This window comes from Streptococcus sp. 79 (assembly GCF_013277425.1).
In the GTDB taxonomy this organism is placed as follows: domain Bacteria; phylum Bacillota; class Bacilli; order Lactobacillales; family Streptococcaceae; genus Streptococcus; species Streptococcus pseudopneumoniae.
Window position 1 is genome coordinate 33320 of the sequence record NZ_VMMW01000015.1, and the last position, 13270, is coordinate 46589.

19 protein-coding genes are annotated in these 13270 nt (G+C 36.0%); all 19 read left to right on the forward strand.

The features are described 5' to 3' along the window. The first annotated feature begins 1 nt into the window (after position 1). Positions 2–235 carry an acyl carrier protein gene (locus HT729_RS03605; RefSeq protein WP_000136445.1) on the forward strand — a complete coding sequence of 78 codons (234 nt, stop codon included), beginning with the start codon at positions 2–4 and terminating at the stop codon, positions 233–235. Positions 236–404: 169 nt separating this feature from the next. Further along, a complete protein-coding gene (locus HT729_RS03610) occupies positions 405–1256 on the forward strand; it encodes a C40 family peptidase (RefSeq protein WP_025169676.1) in 852 nt (283 codons plus the stop codon). A 112-nt stretch (positions 1257–1368) separates the two neighbouring features. Next, positions 1369–2538: an N-acetylmuramoyl-L-alanine amidase family protein gene (locus tag HT729_RS03615; RefSeq protein ID WP_172931681.1), complete on the forward strand. Its 1170-nt coding sequence runs from the start codon at positions 1369–1371 to the stop codon at positions 2536–2538. A 152-nt stretch (positions 2539–2690) separates the two neighbouring features. Further along, positions 2691–2837 carry a smi_0057.1 family bacteriocin-like peptide gene (locus tag HT729_RS03620; protein WP_172931682.1) on the forward strand — a complete coding sequence of 49 codons (147 nt, stop codon included), beginning with the start codon at positions 2691–2693 and terminating at the stop codon, positions 2835–2837. Between the two features lie 564 nt (positions 2838–3401). Beyond that, entirely contained in the window at positions 3402–4217 is an 816-nt protein-coding gene (locus HT729_RS11945) for a GHKL domain-containing protein (RefSeq protein ID WP_007285090.1), read from the forward strand. Then, entirely contained in the window at positions 4214–4945 is a 732-nt protein-coding gene (locus HT729_RS03630) for a response regulator transcription factor (RefSeq protein ID WP_001221866.1), read from the forward strand. The genes HT729_RS11945 and HT729_RS03630 overlap by 4 nt, the downstream gene beginning before the upstream one ends. A gap of 494 nt (positions 4946–5439) precedes the next feature. Beyond that, positions 5440–5568, forward strand: a complete 129-nt coding sequence (locus HT729_RS03635) for a smi_0059.1 family bacteriocin-like peptide (protein WP_000658221.1) — start codon at positions 5440–5442, stop codon at positions 5566–5568. Positions 5569–5579: 11 nt separating this feature from the next. Then, the gene (locus tag HT729_RS03640) at positions 5580–5720 is read left to right on the forward strand and encodes a hypothetical protein (RefSeq protein ID WP_001004581.1); all 141 of its coding nucleotides are present in this window, start codon (positions 5580–5582) and stop codon (positions 5718–5720) included. A gap of 110 nt (positions 5721–5830) precedes the next feature. After that, positions 5831–6013, forward strand: coding sequence for a class IIb bacteriocin, lactobin A/cerein 7B family (locus tag HT729_RS03645; protein WP_000435077.1), 183 nt, complete (start codon positions 5831–5833; stop codon positions 6011–6013). A 240-nt stretch (positions 6014–6253) separates the two neighbouring features. Continuing rightward, a complete protein-coding gene (locus HT729_RS03650; protein ID WP_001055966.1) occupies positions 6254–6454 on the forward strand; it encodes an SPPN_00645 family bacteriocin-like peptide in 201 nt (66 codons plus the stop codon). Between the two features lie 192 nt (positions 6455–6646). Further along, complete coding sequence (blpU, locus tag HT729_RS03655) at positions 6647–6877, forward strand: bacteriocin-like peptide BlpU (RefSeq protein ID WP_001093485.1); 231 nt, start codon at positions 6647–6649, stop codon at positions 6875–6877. Between the two features lie 2 nt (positions 6878–6879). Then, complete coding sequence (locus tag HT729_RS12565; RefSeq protein ID WP_007284823.1) at positions 6880–7005, forward strand: PncF family bacteriocin immunity protein; 126 nt, start codon at positions 6880–6882, stop codon at positions 7003–7005. A 606-nt stretch (positions 7006–7611) separates the two neighbouring features. Further along, complete coding sequence (locus HT729_RS03660) at positions 7612–8199, forward strand: recombinase family protein (RefSeq protein ID WP_023932901.1); 588 nt, start codon at positions 7612–7614, stop codon at positions 8197–8199. A 198-nt stretch (positions 8200–8397) separates the two neighbouring features. Next, on the forward strand, positions 8398–9633 hold the full coding sequence (locus HT729_RS12365) for a CAP domain-containing protein (RefSeq protein ID WP_172931683.1): 1236 nt from the start codon (positions 8398–8400) through the stop codon (positions 9631–9633). A 46-nt stretch (positions 9634–9679) separates the two neighbouring features. Beyond that, positions 9680–11077, forward strand: coding sequence for an N-acetylmuramoyl-L-alanine amidase family protein (locus HT729_RS03670; RefSeq protein WP_172926309.1), 1398 nt, complete (start codon positions 9680–9682; stop codon positions 11075–11077). A 29-nt stretch (positions 11078–11106) separates the two neighbouring features. Next, positions 11107–12153: a DUF6287 domain-containing protein gene (locus tag HT729_RS03675; protein ID WP_000732624.1), complete on the forward strand. Its 1047-nt coding sequence runs from the start codon at positions 11107–11109 to the stop codon at positions 12151–12153. A 492-nt stretch (positions 12154–12645) separates the two neighbouring features. Further along, entirely contained in the window at positions 12646–12774 is a 129-nt protein-coding gene (locus tag HT729_RS03680; RefSeq protein WP_050261355.1) for a smi_0059.1 family bacteriocin-like peptide, read from the forward strand. Positions 12775–12785: 11 nt separating this feature from the next. Then, entirely contained in the window at positions 12786–12941 is a 156-nt protein-coding gene (locus HT729_RS03685) for a hypothetical protein (RefSeq protein WP_001004584.1), read from the forward strand. 34 nt (positions 12942–12975) lie between these two features. Next, positions 12976–13170, forward strand: coding sequence for a class IIb bacteriocin, lactobin A/cerein 7B family (locus HT729_RS03690; protein WP_000180815.1), 195 nt, complete (start codon positions 12976–12978; stop codon positions 13168–13170). The last annotated feature ends 100 nt before the right edge of the window (positions 13171–13270 follow it).

Below are 13270 nucleotides of genomic sequence, written 5' to 3' on the forward strand. Positions count from 1 at the left end.
GATGACAGAAAAAGAAATTTTTGACCGTATTGTAACCATTATCCAAGAGCGACAGGGAGAGGACTTTGTCGTGACAGAATCCTTGAGTCTGAAAGACGACTTGGATGCTGACTCCGTTGACTTGATGGAGTTTATCTTGACACTGGAAGATGAATTTAATATCGAAATCAGTGACGAGGAAATTGATCAACTGCAGAGCGTAGGAGATGTGGTTAAAATCATTCAAGCAAAATAAAGATAAGAAGTTCCAAGGCATTTGCTTTGGAATTTTTCTTTGGTTCAAGTGACCGTTTAGGAACAGATTTAGTCTTTCTAGGGACAGTAGAAATCTGAGGACAAATAAGGGATATAATGAAATCAGAAAAATCAATCTCCAAAAAGGAGAAAAAGAAAGGATTTTCACGATGAAAAAATATCTTTATTCTAGTTTGTTGGTTCTTGCAGGAGGCGTTCTCCTAGCAAATACTACGGTAGCCTATGCTGATTCTCCATCAGCAAGTGAGAAAGAAGCGATTGCTCAATTAGTTAATCAAGGCAAGATAAAAGCTGAAGAAGCTGATCAAGTAAAATTGATTGGTTTTGAAGATAAAGAAACTCAAGCAGAGGGCAATCAAGAGAAGAAAGCTTTCAATCAATATCGTGATCCGAAAGGAACATGGATGCAAACCAATGGTAAATGGTGGTTTAAATACGGTTCAGGTGGGTATGCTAAAAATTGGGAACAATTAGATGGCAAGTGGTACTATTTTGATGACCAAGGATGGATGAAAGAAAATACTTGGATTCAACCTGATGGTAATTATTACTACTTATCTGCTAGTGGTGCTATGGTCACTGGTTATCAACGTGTGAATGGTACACCATATTTCTTTAGAGAAAGTGGTGTATGGGTAGAAAATCGTGGGCAAGCTCTTGGTGAATACGCAAAGACATTTGTAGGAAAAATCCCATATGTTTGGGGTGGGGCAGATTTGAATAGTGGCGTAGATTGCTCAGGATTTACGATGGCTATTCATGCTAAGTTTGATATTAGTATTCCTAGAGTAACCTATGGTCAAGCAACAGGAGGAAGTTATGTAAGTAATGGTTCTCAACAAGCTGGAGATTTGATTTTGTATAATAGTGAAGAGACAAATGACCATGTAGGTATTTATGTTGGTGGTGGAAAGGTAGTTCATGCTCCATATCCAGGTCAATATGTTTCTTATATGAATCAATACGGTATTACTCAAAATACAATTCGTAGATATTGGTAATATTGTCTAATTTTTCACAATATTATTGACTTTGACAATGAAAAGTATTAGAATATAGCTAAATAAAGAGGGGAAGCCCTCTTATAGCTGTTCGATAAAGGAGGAAATAGCTATGAAAAAATCTAAACTACTTACACTTGGTTTGCTTGTAGGTGCTGGTCTGCTTTTGTCTATCAACCAAGCACAGGCTGCAGATACTTGGGTTAAAAATGGTGCTGACTGGAATCTTTCTCAAGATGGCAGTTTAGCTAAGGCTAAATGGGTACAAAATGCTGGTTCTTGGTACCATTTTGACGGTTCTGGAAAAATGCAGACAGGCTGGCTCAAAGACGGCAATACATGGTATTCTCTAGCAGATAGTGGCGCTATGCGTACTGGCTGGTACAAGGAAGGCAACACATGGTACTCACTAGCAGATAGTGGCGCCATGCGTACAGGTTGGTACAAAGAAGGGTCTACATGGTATTACCTCAAAGACAGTGGCGCTATGGCAACAGGATGGGCGACTGCAAATGGTAAATGGTCTTACTTTGAAAAATCAGGTGCTATGGTCGCAGATAGAGCTGTCCCAGCCAGTGATGGGGAAAGTTATGTTATTGGTAAGGATGGTTATCTAGCAAATAGAAAAGATGCTGGATACAATATTCATGATATTGTCAAACTTGGAGATGGGCAAGAATATTTGCTAAATGCTAAAGGTGACGATGTTATTATTGAAAAAAACACTTGGTATATCAGACCAGAGTTCAAGAAGTTTTCTAACAAATATGGGGATGAGGTTGCAAATACTACCTTAGCTTTAGTGGATAATAAAGAAGAAGGACAAGAAATTGATCCTAAGGCAGTTGTACAGAACTTCCAAAACTTACCAAATCGCTACTACTTTGATGAAAATGGACATCGTGTGGTTAATATCCCAGCAATGACCACCTATTCAGAGATTAAAAAAGTTGGTAATGATGTCTATTTAGAAAATCCAGGTGCACGACTTCGTCTTGGAGCTACCCACTTTACAATCAATAACAATAAACTATACTATTTAGAAAATGAGCAAGGTAAGCTCAAAACAGGTTACTTTGTATTAATTGATGATGGTATGGCTACAACCCACTATCACATCCTAGCCTATGCGGATCAATCTGGTGAAATTCTTAAGATGAAACGCTTGCCATCAGGAGTTTCAGATTATCTGGATAAAGAAATCGATGGTTTATATGGTGAAAAAATTAAAATTGAATCTCCACACTCAAACGAATATTATAAAGTGGTTGTGGTTAAATAAAAATAACATCTTCACAACTAATCGTTAACACTCTAACCAATATACCATTTTCAGGAGGCTTTAGATTTCTTGTATTTTAAAAGGAAACTAAAGCCTTTTGTAGATGGAACAGGGGATAGAGTTATCTATAAAATAATGAAAAGGAGTCTGTCATGGAAATGAAAAATACATTTGTAGAATTGGAACAATTTGAAGAGTTAACCCCAGAGGTATTGGAGGAAGTGAATGGTGGAGGGATTTTTGAAGATACTGTAAAATGGTGCAATAAATTATTTGGTACGGGTAGACACTTTGCTTAAATTCACAGTATTCGTTAGAGATTAGATTTATTTATGATTATTTTAGAATTCTTAGTTTCTGTGCTATATATACTGTTGGTAGTCGTTTCAACCATGGTTCCTACTATTTATTTGGGTGCTCAAATTTCCCCAGAATTTTATAAAAAACGTTATTGGGTCCTTGTATTTTTAATTAGTTTATCTGCTCGCCAAACATTTGGAGAATTATTTCATATAGGAATCATTCTCTTCTTTTACTGTATTTTTTTACTAGTATTGCACAAGGGAAAAGGGGAAGCTTTTTTTCTTTCTCTGTATCTTTTTCTCTTCTTTCAAAGTATTCGTTATTTATTTTTGACAATTTGGATTCGTGTATTATCTGGTGAGCCTTGTTGTTTTGTAGATTCGTTTTCCACTTTATATAGATCTGTATTTGATTTATTATCAATATTTCTATGTTCTACAATTATGAAACGTTGTTCTTTGGATTTGGATTTATTCTTTTCAGATGCTTTCAAAACCCACTATTATAAGAGTTTTTTCATTATCCTACCTCTGACTGGATTTAGGATATTCTCTTCGTTTATGACCAATAGAAATAGTTCGTTCTACGTTCGTTTTGATACGACCATTTCTCTCCTGATTTTCATTCTCTTTTTCTCTTGGCTCTTTTACATCAAGCATTTGGAGCAGGTTTATCGTGATGAGCAGACCATTCAGAGACAGGAAGATGAAAATCGTTCCTTGCAAGGAATGGTGGATAAGTTGGGACATCTCTATGATGAGGTTCGAGGTTTCCGTCATGATTTTGCGGGAATTGTCGCCAGCATGGAGCCTGCCATAGCAAATCAAGACATGGCTGAGGTATCTACCATTTATCAAGATGTCTTTCTAAAGACTAATGAAAAGCTGAGGAAGGCGGATTACACGGCCTTTAATCTTCACAATATCCATGATATAGCTATTCGCAATACCTTGGCAAAAGCCATGATTGTGGCAGATAAGCAGGGAATTCATTTTAGTTTGGAGACGGTGGGGGTTGTCGAAGAGCTGGCATTGCCTATGTTGGAGGCTATCCGTATCCTCTCTATCCTCACGACAAATGCTTTAGAAGCAGCCAGTGAGGCTGAAAATCCGCAGATTCGGGTTGCTTTATTGGCAGGTGATAGGAGTGTCCGTTTTATCATTGAAAACACTCGTAAGAAAGAAGAACTGAATCCCAGTATTCTCAGTCAAAAGGGTTACTCTACCAAGGATAACCACAGTGGACTGGGCTTGGCAACCTTGGAGGACATGGTTTTTCATTATGATTTAAACTTAGATACCCAGCTAGGAGAGACGACTTTTAGACAAGATTTAGAATTGCCATTTAAGGATGAGAAACGAGGGGGAGAGGAATGAGAATTTTAGTTTTGGAAGACGATAGAGTCCAGCAAGGACGGATAGAGCAGACTTTACTAGATATCGGTCGCTCTCGCAATTTAAGATTGGAAATTGATATTGCCAAAAACTATGGGGATGTTGAAAAGTATTCTCAGTATTTTGACCATTACCAGCTCTATTTATTAGATTTAGAGATTGATGGAGAGCGTGAACGGGGCTTTCAGGTTGCTCAACAGGTTCGGGAGCGGGATCCTTTTACAAGCATTGTCTTTGTGTCCACGCACTCGGAGGCCTTACCTCTAGCTTTTCGCTACCACTTGTCTGCCTTGGATTTTATTTCCAAGGATCAGCCAGAGGCGGACTACTGTCATCAGCTGGAGCGCTGTCTGGACTATGTACTGGCAGTAGATAAGAGGGAAAATATGCGTCTCTTTACCTATAGTTTTGAGGGAAGACGGGGCTTCACTCTGCCCTACCATGAAATTTTAGCCTTTGAAACTTCAGTGGAATCCCATCGTATCAAGGTCTATTATGCCAATCATTCTATCAAGACCATTTATGGCAGTCTCAAGGATATCGCTGCCAAGGCTGAAAAAGATTACTTTGTCTATGCCAATCGCAATACGTTAGTCAGTTTACAGGCTATTGAAGAGATGACTGCCACAGAAGTGACCTTGTTAGAAGGCTTGCATTTCCCCGTATCACGAACAGCCAGAAGAACCCTTAAAAAATATCTTAATGTCTAATATCTGTTAGATTTGAATGAGTTTATCAATAAGAATATCGGAAAATTTTCTGATATTCTTATTTTTTGACTTCTTTTTCGAATAGATAAGTAAGAGGAAAAGAAAAGGAGTTTGCTTCATGTATCTACCGATTTTCTATTCATGGTATATTAAATTATTTTTCAAATAAAATTTAATTTAGTTGTTTATTTTTGAATTGTTTTTCGAATAGATAAGTAAGAGGAAAAGGAGAGGAGCCTAGTTCATGTATCTACCAATTTTTTATCCGTGGTTTACTAAATTATTTTTCAAATAAATTTAATTTCGTTGTACACTTTCGACTTCTTTTTCGAATAGATAAATAAGAGGAAAAAGAAAGGAGCCTGGTTTATGTATCTACCGATTTTCTATTCATGGTACATTAAATTATTTTTTAAATAAAATTTAATTTAGTTGTACATTTTCGAATTATTTTTCGAATAAATAAGTAAGAGGAAAACGAAAGGAATAAAATAATGAAAGAACATTATTACGGATTTGTTGAGCTAACTTCGGAAGAATTGACCGATATTCAAGGTGGAGAAAATTGGACGAAGACCCTTGTAGATTGGTACATTGGATTTCGTAGAGGTTTTGGTTTTTAGGAGGATAAGAGATGAATGAAATGAATGATAAGTATACTATTGAAGTATTAAAGGAAAGCGACTTAGCCTTGCTGGTGGGTGGTAGTGAGGCAAGTTACCAACATGGTTTAATGGTGGGGTTCATTTTACGTCGTGCGTTATTTGGATTCTAAGATAATATTTAGAGAGTGAAGCTTACCTACAACAATGAACAGAATATATGAAAAAGGAAATACAAATAACTACCTTTTTCAATTGTTAAGAATCAAAAAAGGAGAATAAGATGGAACAAATTAAAAATATGGAAAATAATTTTCATGTAATGAGTCATGAGGAATTGGCCGATGTAGAAGGAGGCTTGCTATTTGGTCTGGTAGTAGTTGGAGGAGTCGCAATTGCAGGAACATTTTTATTGGGTGCGGTAGATGGTGCTTCAGGAGCACATGCTAAGCGTCGTGGACGTTAACAGGGAAGGAAGAGCGCTGATGGAACGCATAATAGAAAGTTGGATTACTAGGGTAGAGAATTTTTACAGTTTGCAGTCAATTCCTGTGAAAGTATTCATTTTCATAGTTGGAGTAGTTGGGATTTATGCTTTAGGGACATTACTTTTAGGATCGGTTTATTGGGCGGGGCAGAAGTTTGGCGAAACAATTTACAATTATTTGTTTCAATAAAAAATTATAGATAAAGAGGAACAGACATAATGAATATGATAAAAATTGAAGAAAAATTTACAAGTCTTACAGAAAAAGATTTGGCAACAGTAGAGGGTGGTCGAGTGTCATGGAGAGGTAATATTAACATCGATGTCCACAAAGTGATTGATAGTACGGGAAGATTTTTCGGTGGTATCTATAATGCTGGTAGATCATTTGGGCGAAATGTTTACAATGCATTTTATTAATATAGTTTATTAAAATGAATATCATATATTATATTTTTGAATTCGTTTTCGAATAGATAAATAAGAGGAATACAGGGAATGATTATTTCAGTAATTCAAGATTTGGATGAAACAATTTAATAAACACTGCTATACCAAACTTGTCAAGTTTGCAACAAGACAAGCATTAAAATAAAAAAGGAGGCATTCGTTATGAATACAAAAACGATGTCACAATTTGAAATTATGGATACTGAGATACTTGCTTGCCTTGAAGGTGGCGGATGCAATTGGGGAGATTTTGCCAAAGCAGGTGTTGGAGGAGGAGCAGCACGAGGTCTTCAGCTAGGAATTAAAACAGGAACATGGCAAGGTGCAGCAACTGGTGCTGCGGGAGGAGCTATATTTGGAGGTGTGGCCTATGCAGCGACATGTTGGTGGTAATTATGGATTTTAAAAGTTTTATTATTGGTTTAGTAGTTGGTATATTTGGTCCCTATATGGATGATCTAATTAGAAAAAAATTTTTAAAGTCTTCGGAGAAGAAAACAGAAAAATTTGTCAAAAAATAATCAAAACGATAAATGATGAATCTGATTCAAAATTATCTTGCACATGTAAAGAGGACCATCTCTCCTCTTATCAGGTAAATAGGAATCTTGCAGTAGCGAATCAAAAAAGGAGTAACTATGAATCGTAATTTAGAACGGTGTTATCTATTCTGACTATGAATAGATCATACCAGAGGTGGCTTATAAATAGCGGGGACATTAGAAATTGAAGTAACTTTAAATAGGATGTCGTAAATGTTGCTATCAATGATTTATTTGTCCCAAGCTTGCCTAGGGTGTCAGTAAAAAATCAATTTCCTTTCAAAATAGCATATTTTTAGTAGGTAGGACGTTTGTTCTGCCTATTTTTTGCTAAAAAGTGCAGTTGAAGTGTCTATTTGCATCATTTGGAGTTTTACATGTATTTTTGATAAAAAATAGGTATAGAAATTAGGAAAGTTGAAGAAAAGGAATGAAGGAGGTCTTAGTTTGTGATTTTTTACATACTTTTAAGGCTTGATGAACCAGTTTGAACTAATATATAATTGCTAGAAATTGAATACACTACTCCTTGAGGGCATTTTGCCCTTTTTTATATTTTACAATAAGTGTAAAAGGAGAGTTTTTATGCGTTACGGTTATGTTCGAGTATCTACAAGAGAACAAAATATTGATAGGCAATTTTCAGCATTGGTAGAAAACAAATTATCAAAAGAGAATATTTTTATTGATTACGTTTCAGGAAAAGATTTTGACAGAATGGAATATCAAAAATTATTAACTACCTTGAAAGAAAATGATGAATTGGTTATTAAATCAATTGATAGGTTGGGAAGAAACTATGATGAAATTTTAGAACAATGGCAAGCAATTACTAAGAAAAAGAAAGTAAATATAACTGTTTTAGATTTCCCCTTATTAAATACAAAGAATAGCAATGATAATATCACAGGAAAACTAATCTCCGATATCGTTTTACAAGTCCTATCTTATGTGGCACAGTTTGAAAGAGAACAAATCAAACAAAGACAAATGGAAGGAATACGGGAAGCACAGAAAAAAGGGAAGAAATTCGGCAGACCAAAATTGGTTGTTCCGAATAATCTCCCTGATGTGATAGCTCAATATAAGAAAAAAGAAATAATCTTACGAGAAGGTGCAGACATCTTAGGAGTATCAAAAAGCACCTTTCACAATTGGATAAAAAATTCATAGTTCTTGTCAAAAAACCTAGGATTTTTTGGACAGAAAATACAGTCTATTTTAGAAGCGTTTTCGTTAGAAAAAAGGTTCTAAAATCCAGCATTTTGACCAATTATTATTACACTTCCATTTTATCAAGTTTGTCCAAAAAAGTCTAGATTTTAGGACAAACTGATTATTTTACAATAAATAAAAATAGGGGGACACGAAATGGACACCAAAGCTAAAAAGTTCACACTTGCAACGATTTCAGCTCTATCACTTCTTGGGGTAGGAATTGTTACATCACAATCAGTAGTTGCTAATGATAGGCTGGTTTCCACTCAAGCAATCAAAGGTCAATCCTACAATATCTTAAACTCTGAGGTCACTAGTACTTCTTCTGGTACTACTCTAGTTGGGATTGAAGGGACTTTCTTAACGCCAGATAAACAGGCTATCTTAGACCGTATCAATGCCATTCGAAAAGAAACAACAGACGAAGGTCTAGTTACTAGCTATGTTCCGATCAAATGGTCAACTGCACTAGAAAAAACAGCCTTCGTTCGGGCAGCAGAAGCTTCTGTAACTAGGCATCATAAACGTTTATCTAATAAAGATATTTGGAGTGCCTGGCCTTCAGGGAATTTTTCACTAGCCGAAAACTTAGCTTGGAACTATGATGGATTTATGACAGCTATTAATCAATGGTATGACGAAAAAGCAGATTACGTCAAATCTCGTAGTGGGGCAAGTGTATCTGGTCAAACTGGACACTACGAATCCTTAATCAATTCAGAATTGACCTATATGGGTTTGGCAGCCTTTGAAAACCCTGTCACTCAAAATGGATGGATTACCGTTGCACAAAGTTTCGGAACATCATCTGGTGGCTCTGAAGAATTAGCTGGTGGTTATGGAAAGGCCATTCAATATACAGAAGCAAATTCTTCTCAGATTCAAACATTTGCGACTAAGGCGAATCTTTTTGACAAAGACTTGAAGGCAATCGGAACTCATACCAGTAAGAAAACAAAACAAGGTAAGTCTAACGGGACTAATAAACCAGGTTTCTTTTTTCAAATGCAAGATATTGGTAGGGGTATGGGTTTTTGGCGACAATCTGGTTCTCGTTGGTGGTTTATGCAACTTGATGGGTCTTACCCTTACAATCAGTGGGCAAAATTAGATAATATCTGGTATCACTTCGATAGTTCAGGTTGGATGCAAACTGGCTGGATAAAAGACAACGGCACGTGGTACTATCTCGACGGTTCAGGTGCTATGAAGACTGGTTGGTTCAAGGATAACGGTAGTTGGTATTATCTTGATAGCTCAGGTGCTATGAAAACAGGCTGGATGAAGGTATCTGGGAAATGGTACTATGCCTATAGCTCTGGTGCCCTAGCAATCAATACGACTACACCAGACGGCTATCGCGTCAATTACAATGGAGAATGGGTATAGGATAAGATTATAAAAAATAGATAAAAAGAAAAGGAATACAAAAATTATGAAAAAAATCGTTTTAACGACTACAGCAGTTTTATCACTTGTAGCAACAGGAGCTACAATTTCAAGTGTCAATGCTGCAGACATTCCAATGGTCAAAGTATGGTCTCCAGCAGCCAATGCTTATGTTGAAGTCCCTGCTATTGGTTATCGTGATACAGATTTAGTCGCAACAGATGTGACGCTTGTAGAAAAAAGAAAAGCACAACTCGGAGCATTTTCTAAAGGTAATAGTGAATTTATAACGGTTGATTATGTAGACAAAGCTTATAGACAAGAATTTTCTAAGCAATTTGCAAGTTTTGAATCCAATGGTATCGCCACATTCAACGGTAAAACAATTGTCTTTAAAGCAACAGACTATGGTATCTATACCATGAAGTTTGAGCTAAATGGTACTCGCTATAAGTTAACTGCTGATGTCAGAGAAAATCTGGGAAAAGGTGGTCCTTTTTACACTTATGTAACCAAACTAGAAGTCTTATCAAATAATCAAGCAAATACTATCTCGAATACGAGTACTGAAAAACAAATAGAAGCAACAATTACAAAGGTTGAAATTGATTATTTTGGACTTAGCTTCGAAGGAAAAATTTCAGAGCCACTACAACACGGGGGAGATAAAGCCGCCAAAGGAAATATTACTTTAATTGATAAGGATAGTGGAAAAGTTGTATATCAAAGTCATAATGCGGTAATTTTTAGTGGTTTAACTAAAGACGTTAGTGACCAATTTCTACTCCCCTTAATTTATAGCAATAAATTTAAAGGTGATATTTTTGTTTCAAAACAGTTTCCTGCTGGAACATATATCTTGGAGATGTCTGGGGAAGCTGGTTCACCTTATGATCACTTAACTGATACAAGAAAACGTGTCTTTAAAGTTAGAAAAGAGGTGACTATCGGAAATCCTTCGAGAAATTCAAATATTAACACGACTACTCAATCAGGTTCGAATTCATCTAGCTCGTCAACTTCTACAAGTTCGTCATCTGGAAACTATTCTAACACGGATACAACCATGACGACCCATCAGTCTAAATCTACTTGGATGTATTCGAATGGTCGCTGGTGGTATAAACACGAAGATGGCACTTATACAACTAATGACTGGGAAAAAATCAATGGTGTTTGGTATCGTTTTGATAACTCTGGTTGGATGCAAACAGGTTGGGTAAAAGACGGTAGTTGGTACTACCTCGACGGCTCAGGCGCAATGAAGACTGGTTGGCTCAAAGATAACGGTAGCTGGTACTACCTTCAAGATTCAGGAGCTATGAAAACAGGCTGGATGAAAGTATCTGGCAAATGGTACTATGCCTATAGCTCTGGTGCACTCGCAATCAATACAACTACACCTGACGGTTATCGTGTCAATTACAACGGTGAGTGGGTATAAAAACAATTTCAAATTGTAAGATTAAACATATGAAAAAATTATTTCTATTCAGTATTAGTATATTAGCTATCTCTATTTTAACGGCTTGCCAACATCAGAGTGAAAACACTTCTGCAACAAGTTCTGAAGCAATTGCTTCAAGTACTAGTTCAACTTCTTCTACATCGGAAGAGAAGAAACCTGATTACACCCTATATAATCCTGTTCTTAAAGAATATGCCAAAGTATTAGATGGTTCGTCAACTTCACATACAGAGATCAATTCAAAAGCAAACTTAAAAAACACTTATCCTAAAGAATATTCTGGATTACAGTATAGCTTGTATGATTTAGACCAAGACGGTACGGACGAACTTTTGATTGCCCTAAAAATGGATTCTAACTATTACGATTTATTAGATATTCGAACTCTTAAAAATGGTGAAGTTATTCGACTGACCAATGCAGAAAACAATCTGGACTTTATTGGAGAGCGAGTACATTTTAATCCTTTAGAAAATGGTTATTTTCAATTATCTACCCGAGTATCTACTAATCAAATCCAACTTAAACTATACAAGTTGAATCAGGATGGAACACGGTTAGAACTAGTCATTGAATCAGATACAGAAGAGGGACTGGGGACAAAACCACCTTCCCTTGACATAAGATCTTTCTTTTGGAAATCTGTCACAAGTCTTATAAATGGAGAAACAAGCCTTCCGTCAGAAAGTAAAGGGATGGATATTACTGCAATTCAAAATGGAGATTTTTCTAGTGTCGCAGGCACTTGGAGGAATCGTACAGGTATTGAATTCACCTTTGACAAAAATGGTTTAGTAAGTGATCATTCCAAGATTTCAATTGAACATGCTAAGGAAATTGACCACTATCTCAAGGCAAGTTCTGTTTCTAAAGATGGAGGTGCTGGTGCAGCTATTGCCTTTTTACCAGCAGGAATCCCTATAACCATGTCTGTCACCTCTTCTTCAGATAATGGCTATACTGACTCGTCTGATATTACACAAGACCGCTTATGGTTTGGACACCAACTTATCAATGGTAGTACCGAGGGATTTTTTTACAAGGTAGAATAGTTTTAATAGACTTACAAATTTATCAATAAGAATGTCGGAAAATTTTCTGATATTCTTATTTTTTTGACTTCCTTTTCGAATAGATAAGTAAGAGGAAAAAGGAAGGAGCCTAGTTCATGTTTATATCAGTGTTCTACCCATGGTTCACTGAGTTATTTTTTAAATAAATTTAATTTAGTTGTACATTTTTGAATTGTTTTTCGAATAGATAAGTAAGAGGAAAAGAAAAGGAGTTTGCTTCATGTATCTACCGATTTTCTATTCATGGTATATTAAATTATTTTTCAAATAAAATTTAATTTAGTTGTACATTTTCGAAATTTTTTTCGAATAGATAAGTAAGAGGAAAAAGAAAGGAGCCTAGTTCATGTATCTACCAATCTTGTATCCGTGGTTCATTAAATTATTTTTTAAATAAAATTTAATTTAGTTGTACGTTTTCGAAATTTTTTTCGAATAAATAAGTGAGAGGAAAAAGAAAGGAATAAAATAATGAAAGAACATTACTATGGATTTGTTGAGCTAACTTCGGAAGAATTGACCGATATTCAAGGTGGAGAAAGTTGGGCGAAGACCCTTGCAGATTGGTACCTTGGATTTCGTAGAGGTTTTGGTTTTTAGGAGGATAAGAGATGAATGAAATGAATGATAAGTATACTATTGAAGTATTAAAGGAGAGCGACTTAGCTTTGCTGGTGGGTGGTAGCAAGGAAAGTTATCAACGGGGTCTAATTACAGGTCTATTGTTACGCGGTATATTTATTGGAACCCCATTTTTTAGAAGATAAGATTTAGAAAAAATAGAACAAGAGGAGAAAAAAGATGACAAATTTTGACAAAATGGAACAGAACTTTGTAGCTCTTACAGAAGAAGAGTTGATGGATGTGGATGGGGGAGCATTGCCTCTTGTAATCGCCGGAGTGTCTATCTGGAAGATAGGTGCAGCAGTAGCAGGTGGAGCAGCAGCGCTTTTTGCTGGAGGAGCAGCTTTGGGGTATTATGCGAATAGACCATAATCTGATTGTAGTCAGAGAGGCATTTCTATGTTTTTAAAAAAAGAAGTGATATTATTAGGGGTATTGTTATCGCTACGTATTATTTTTACTATCGTTCAAA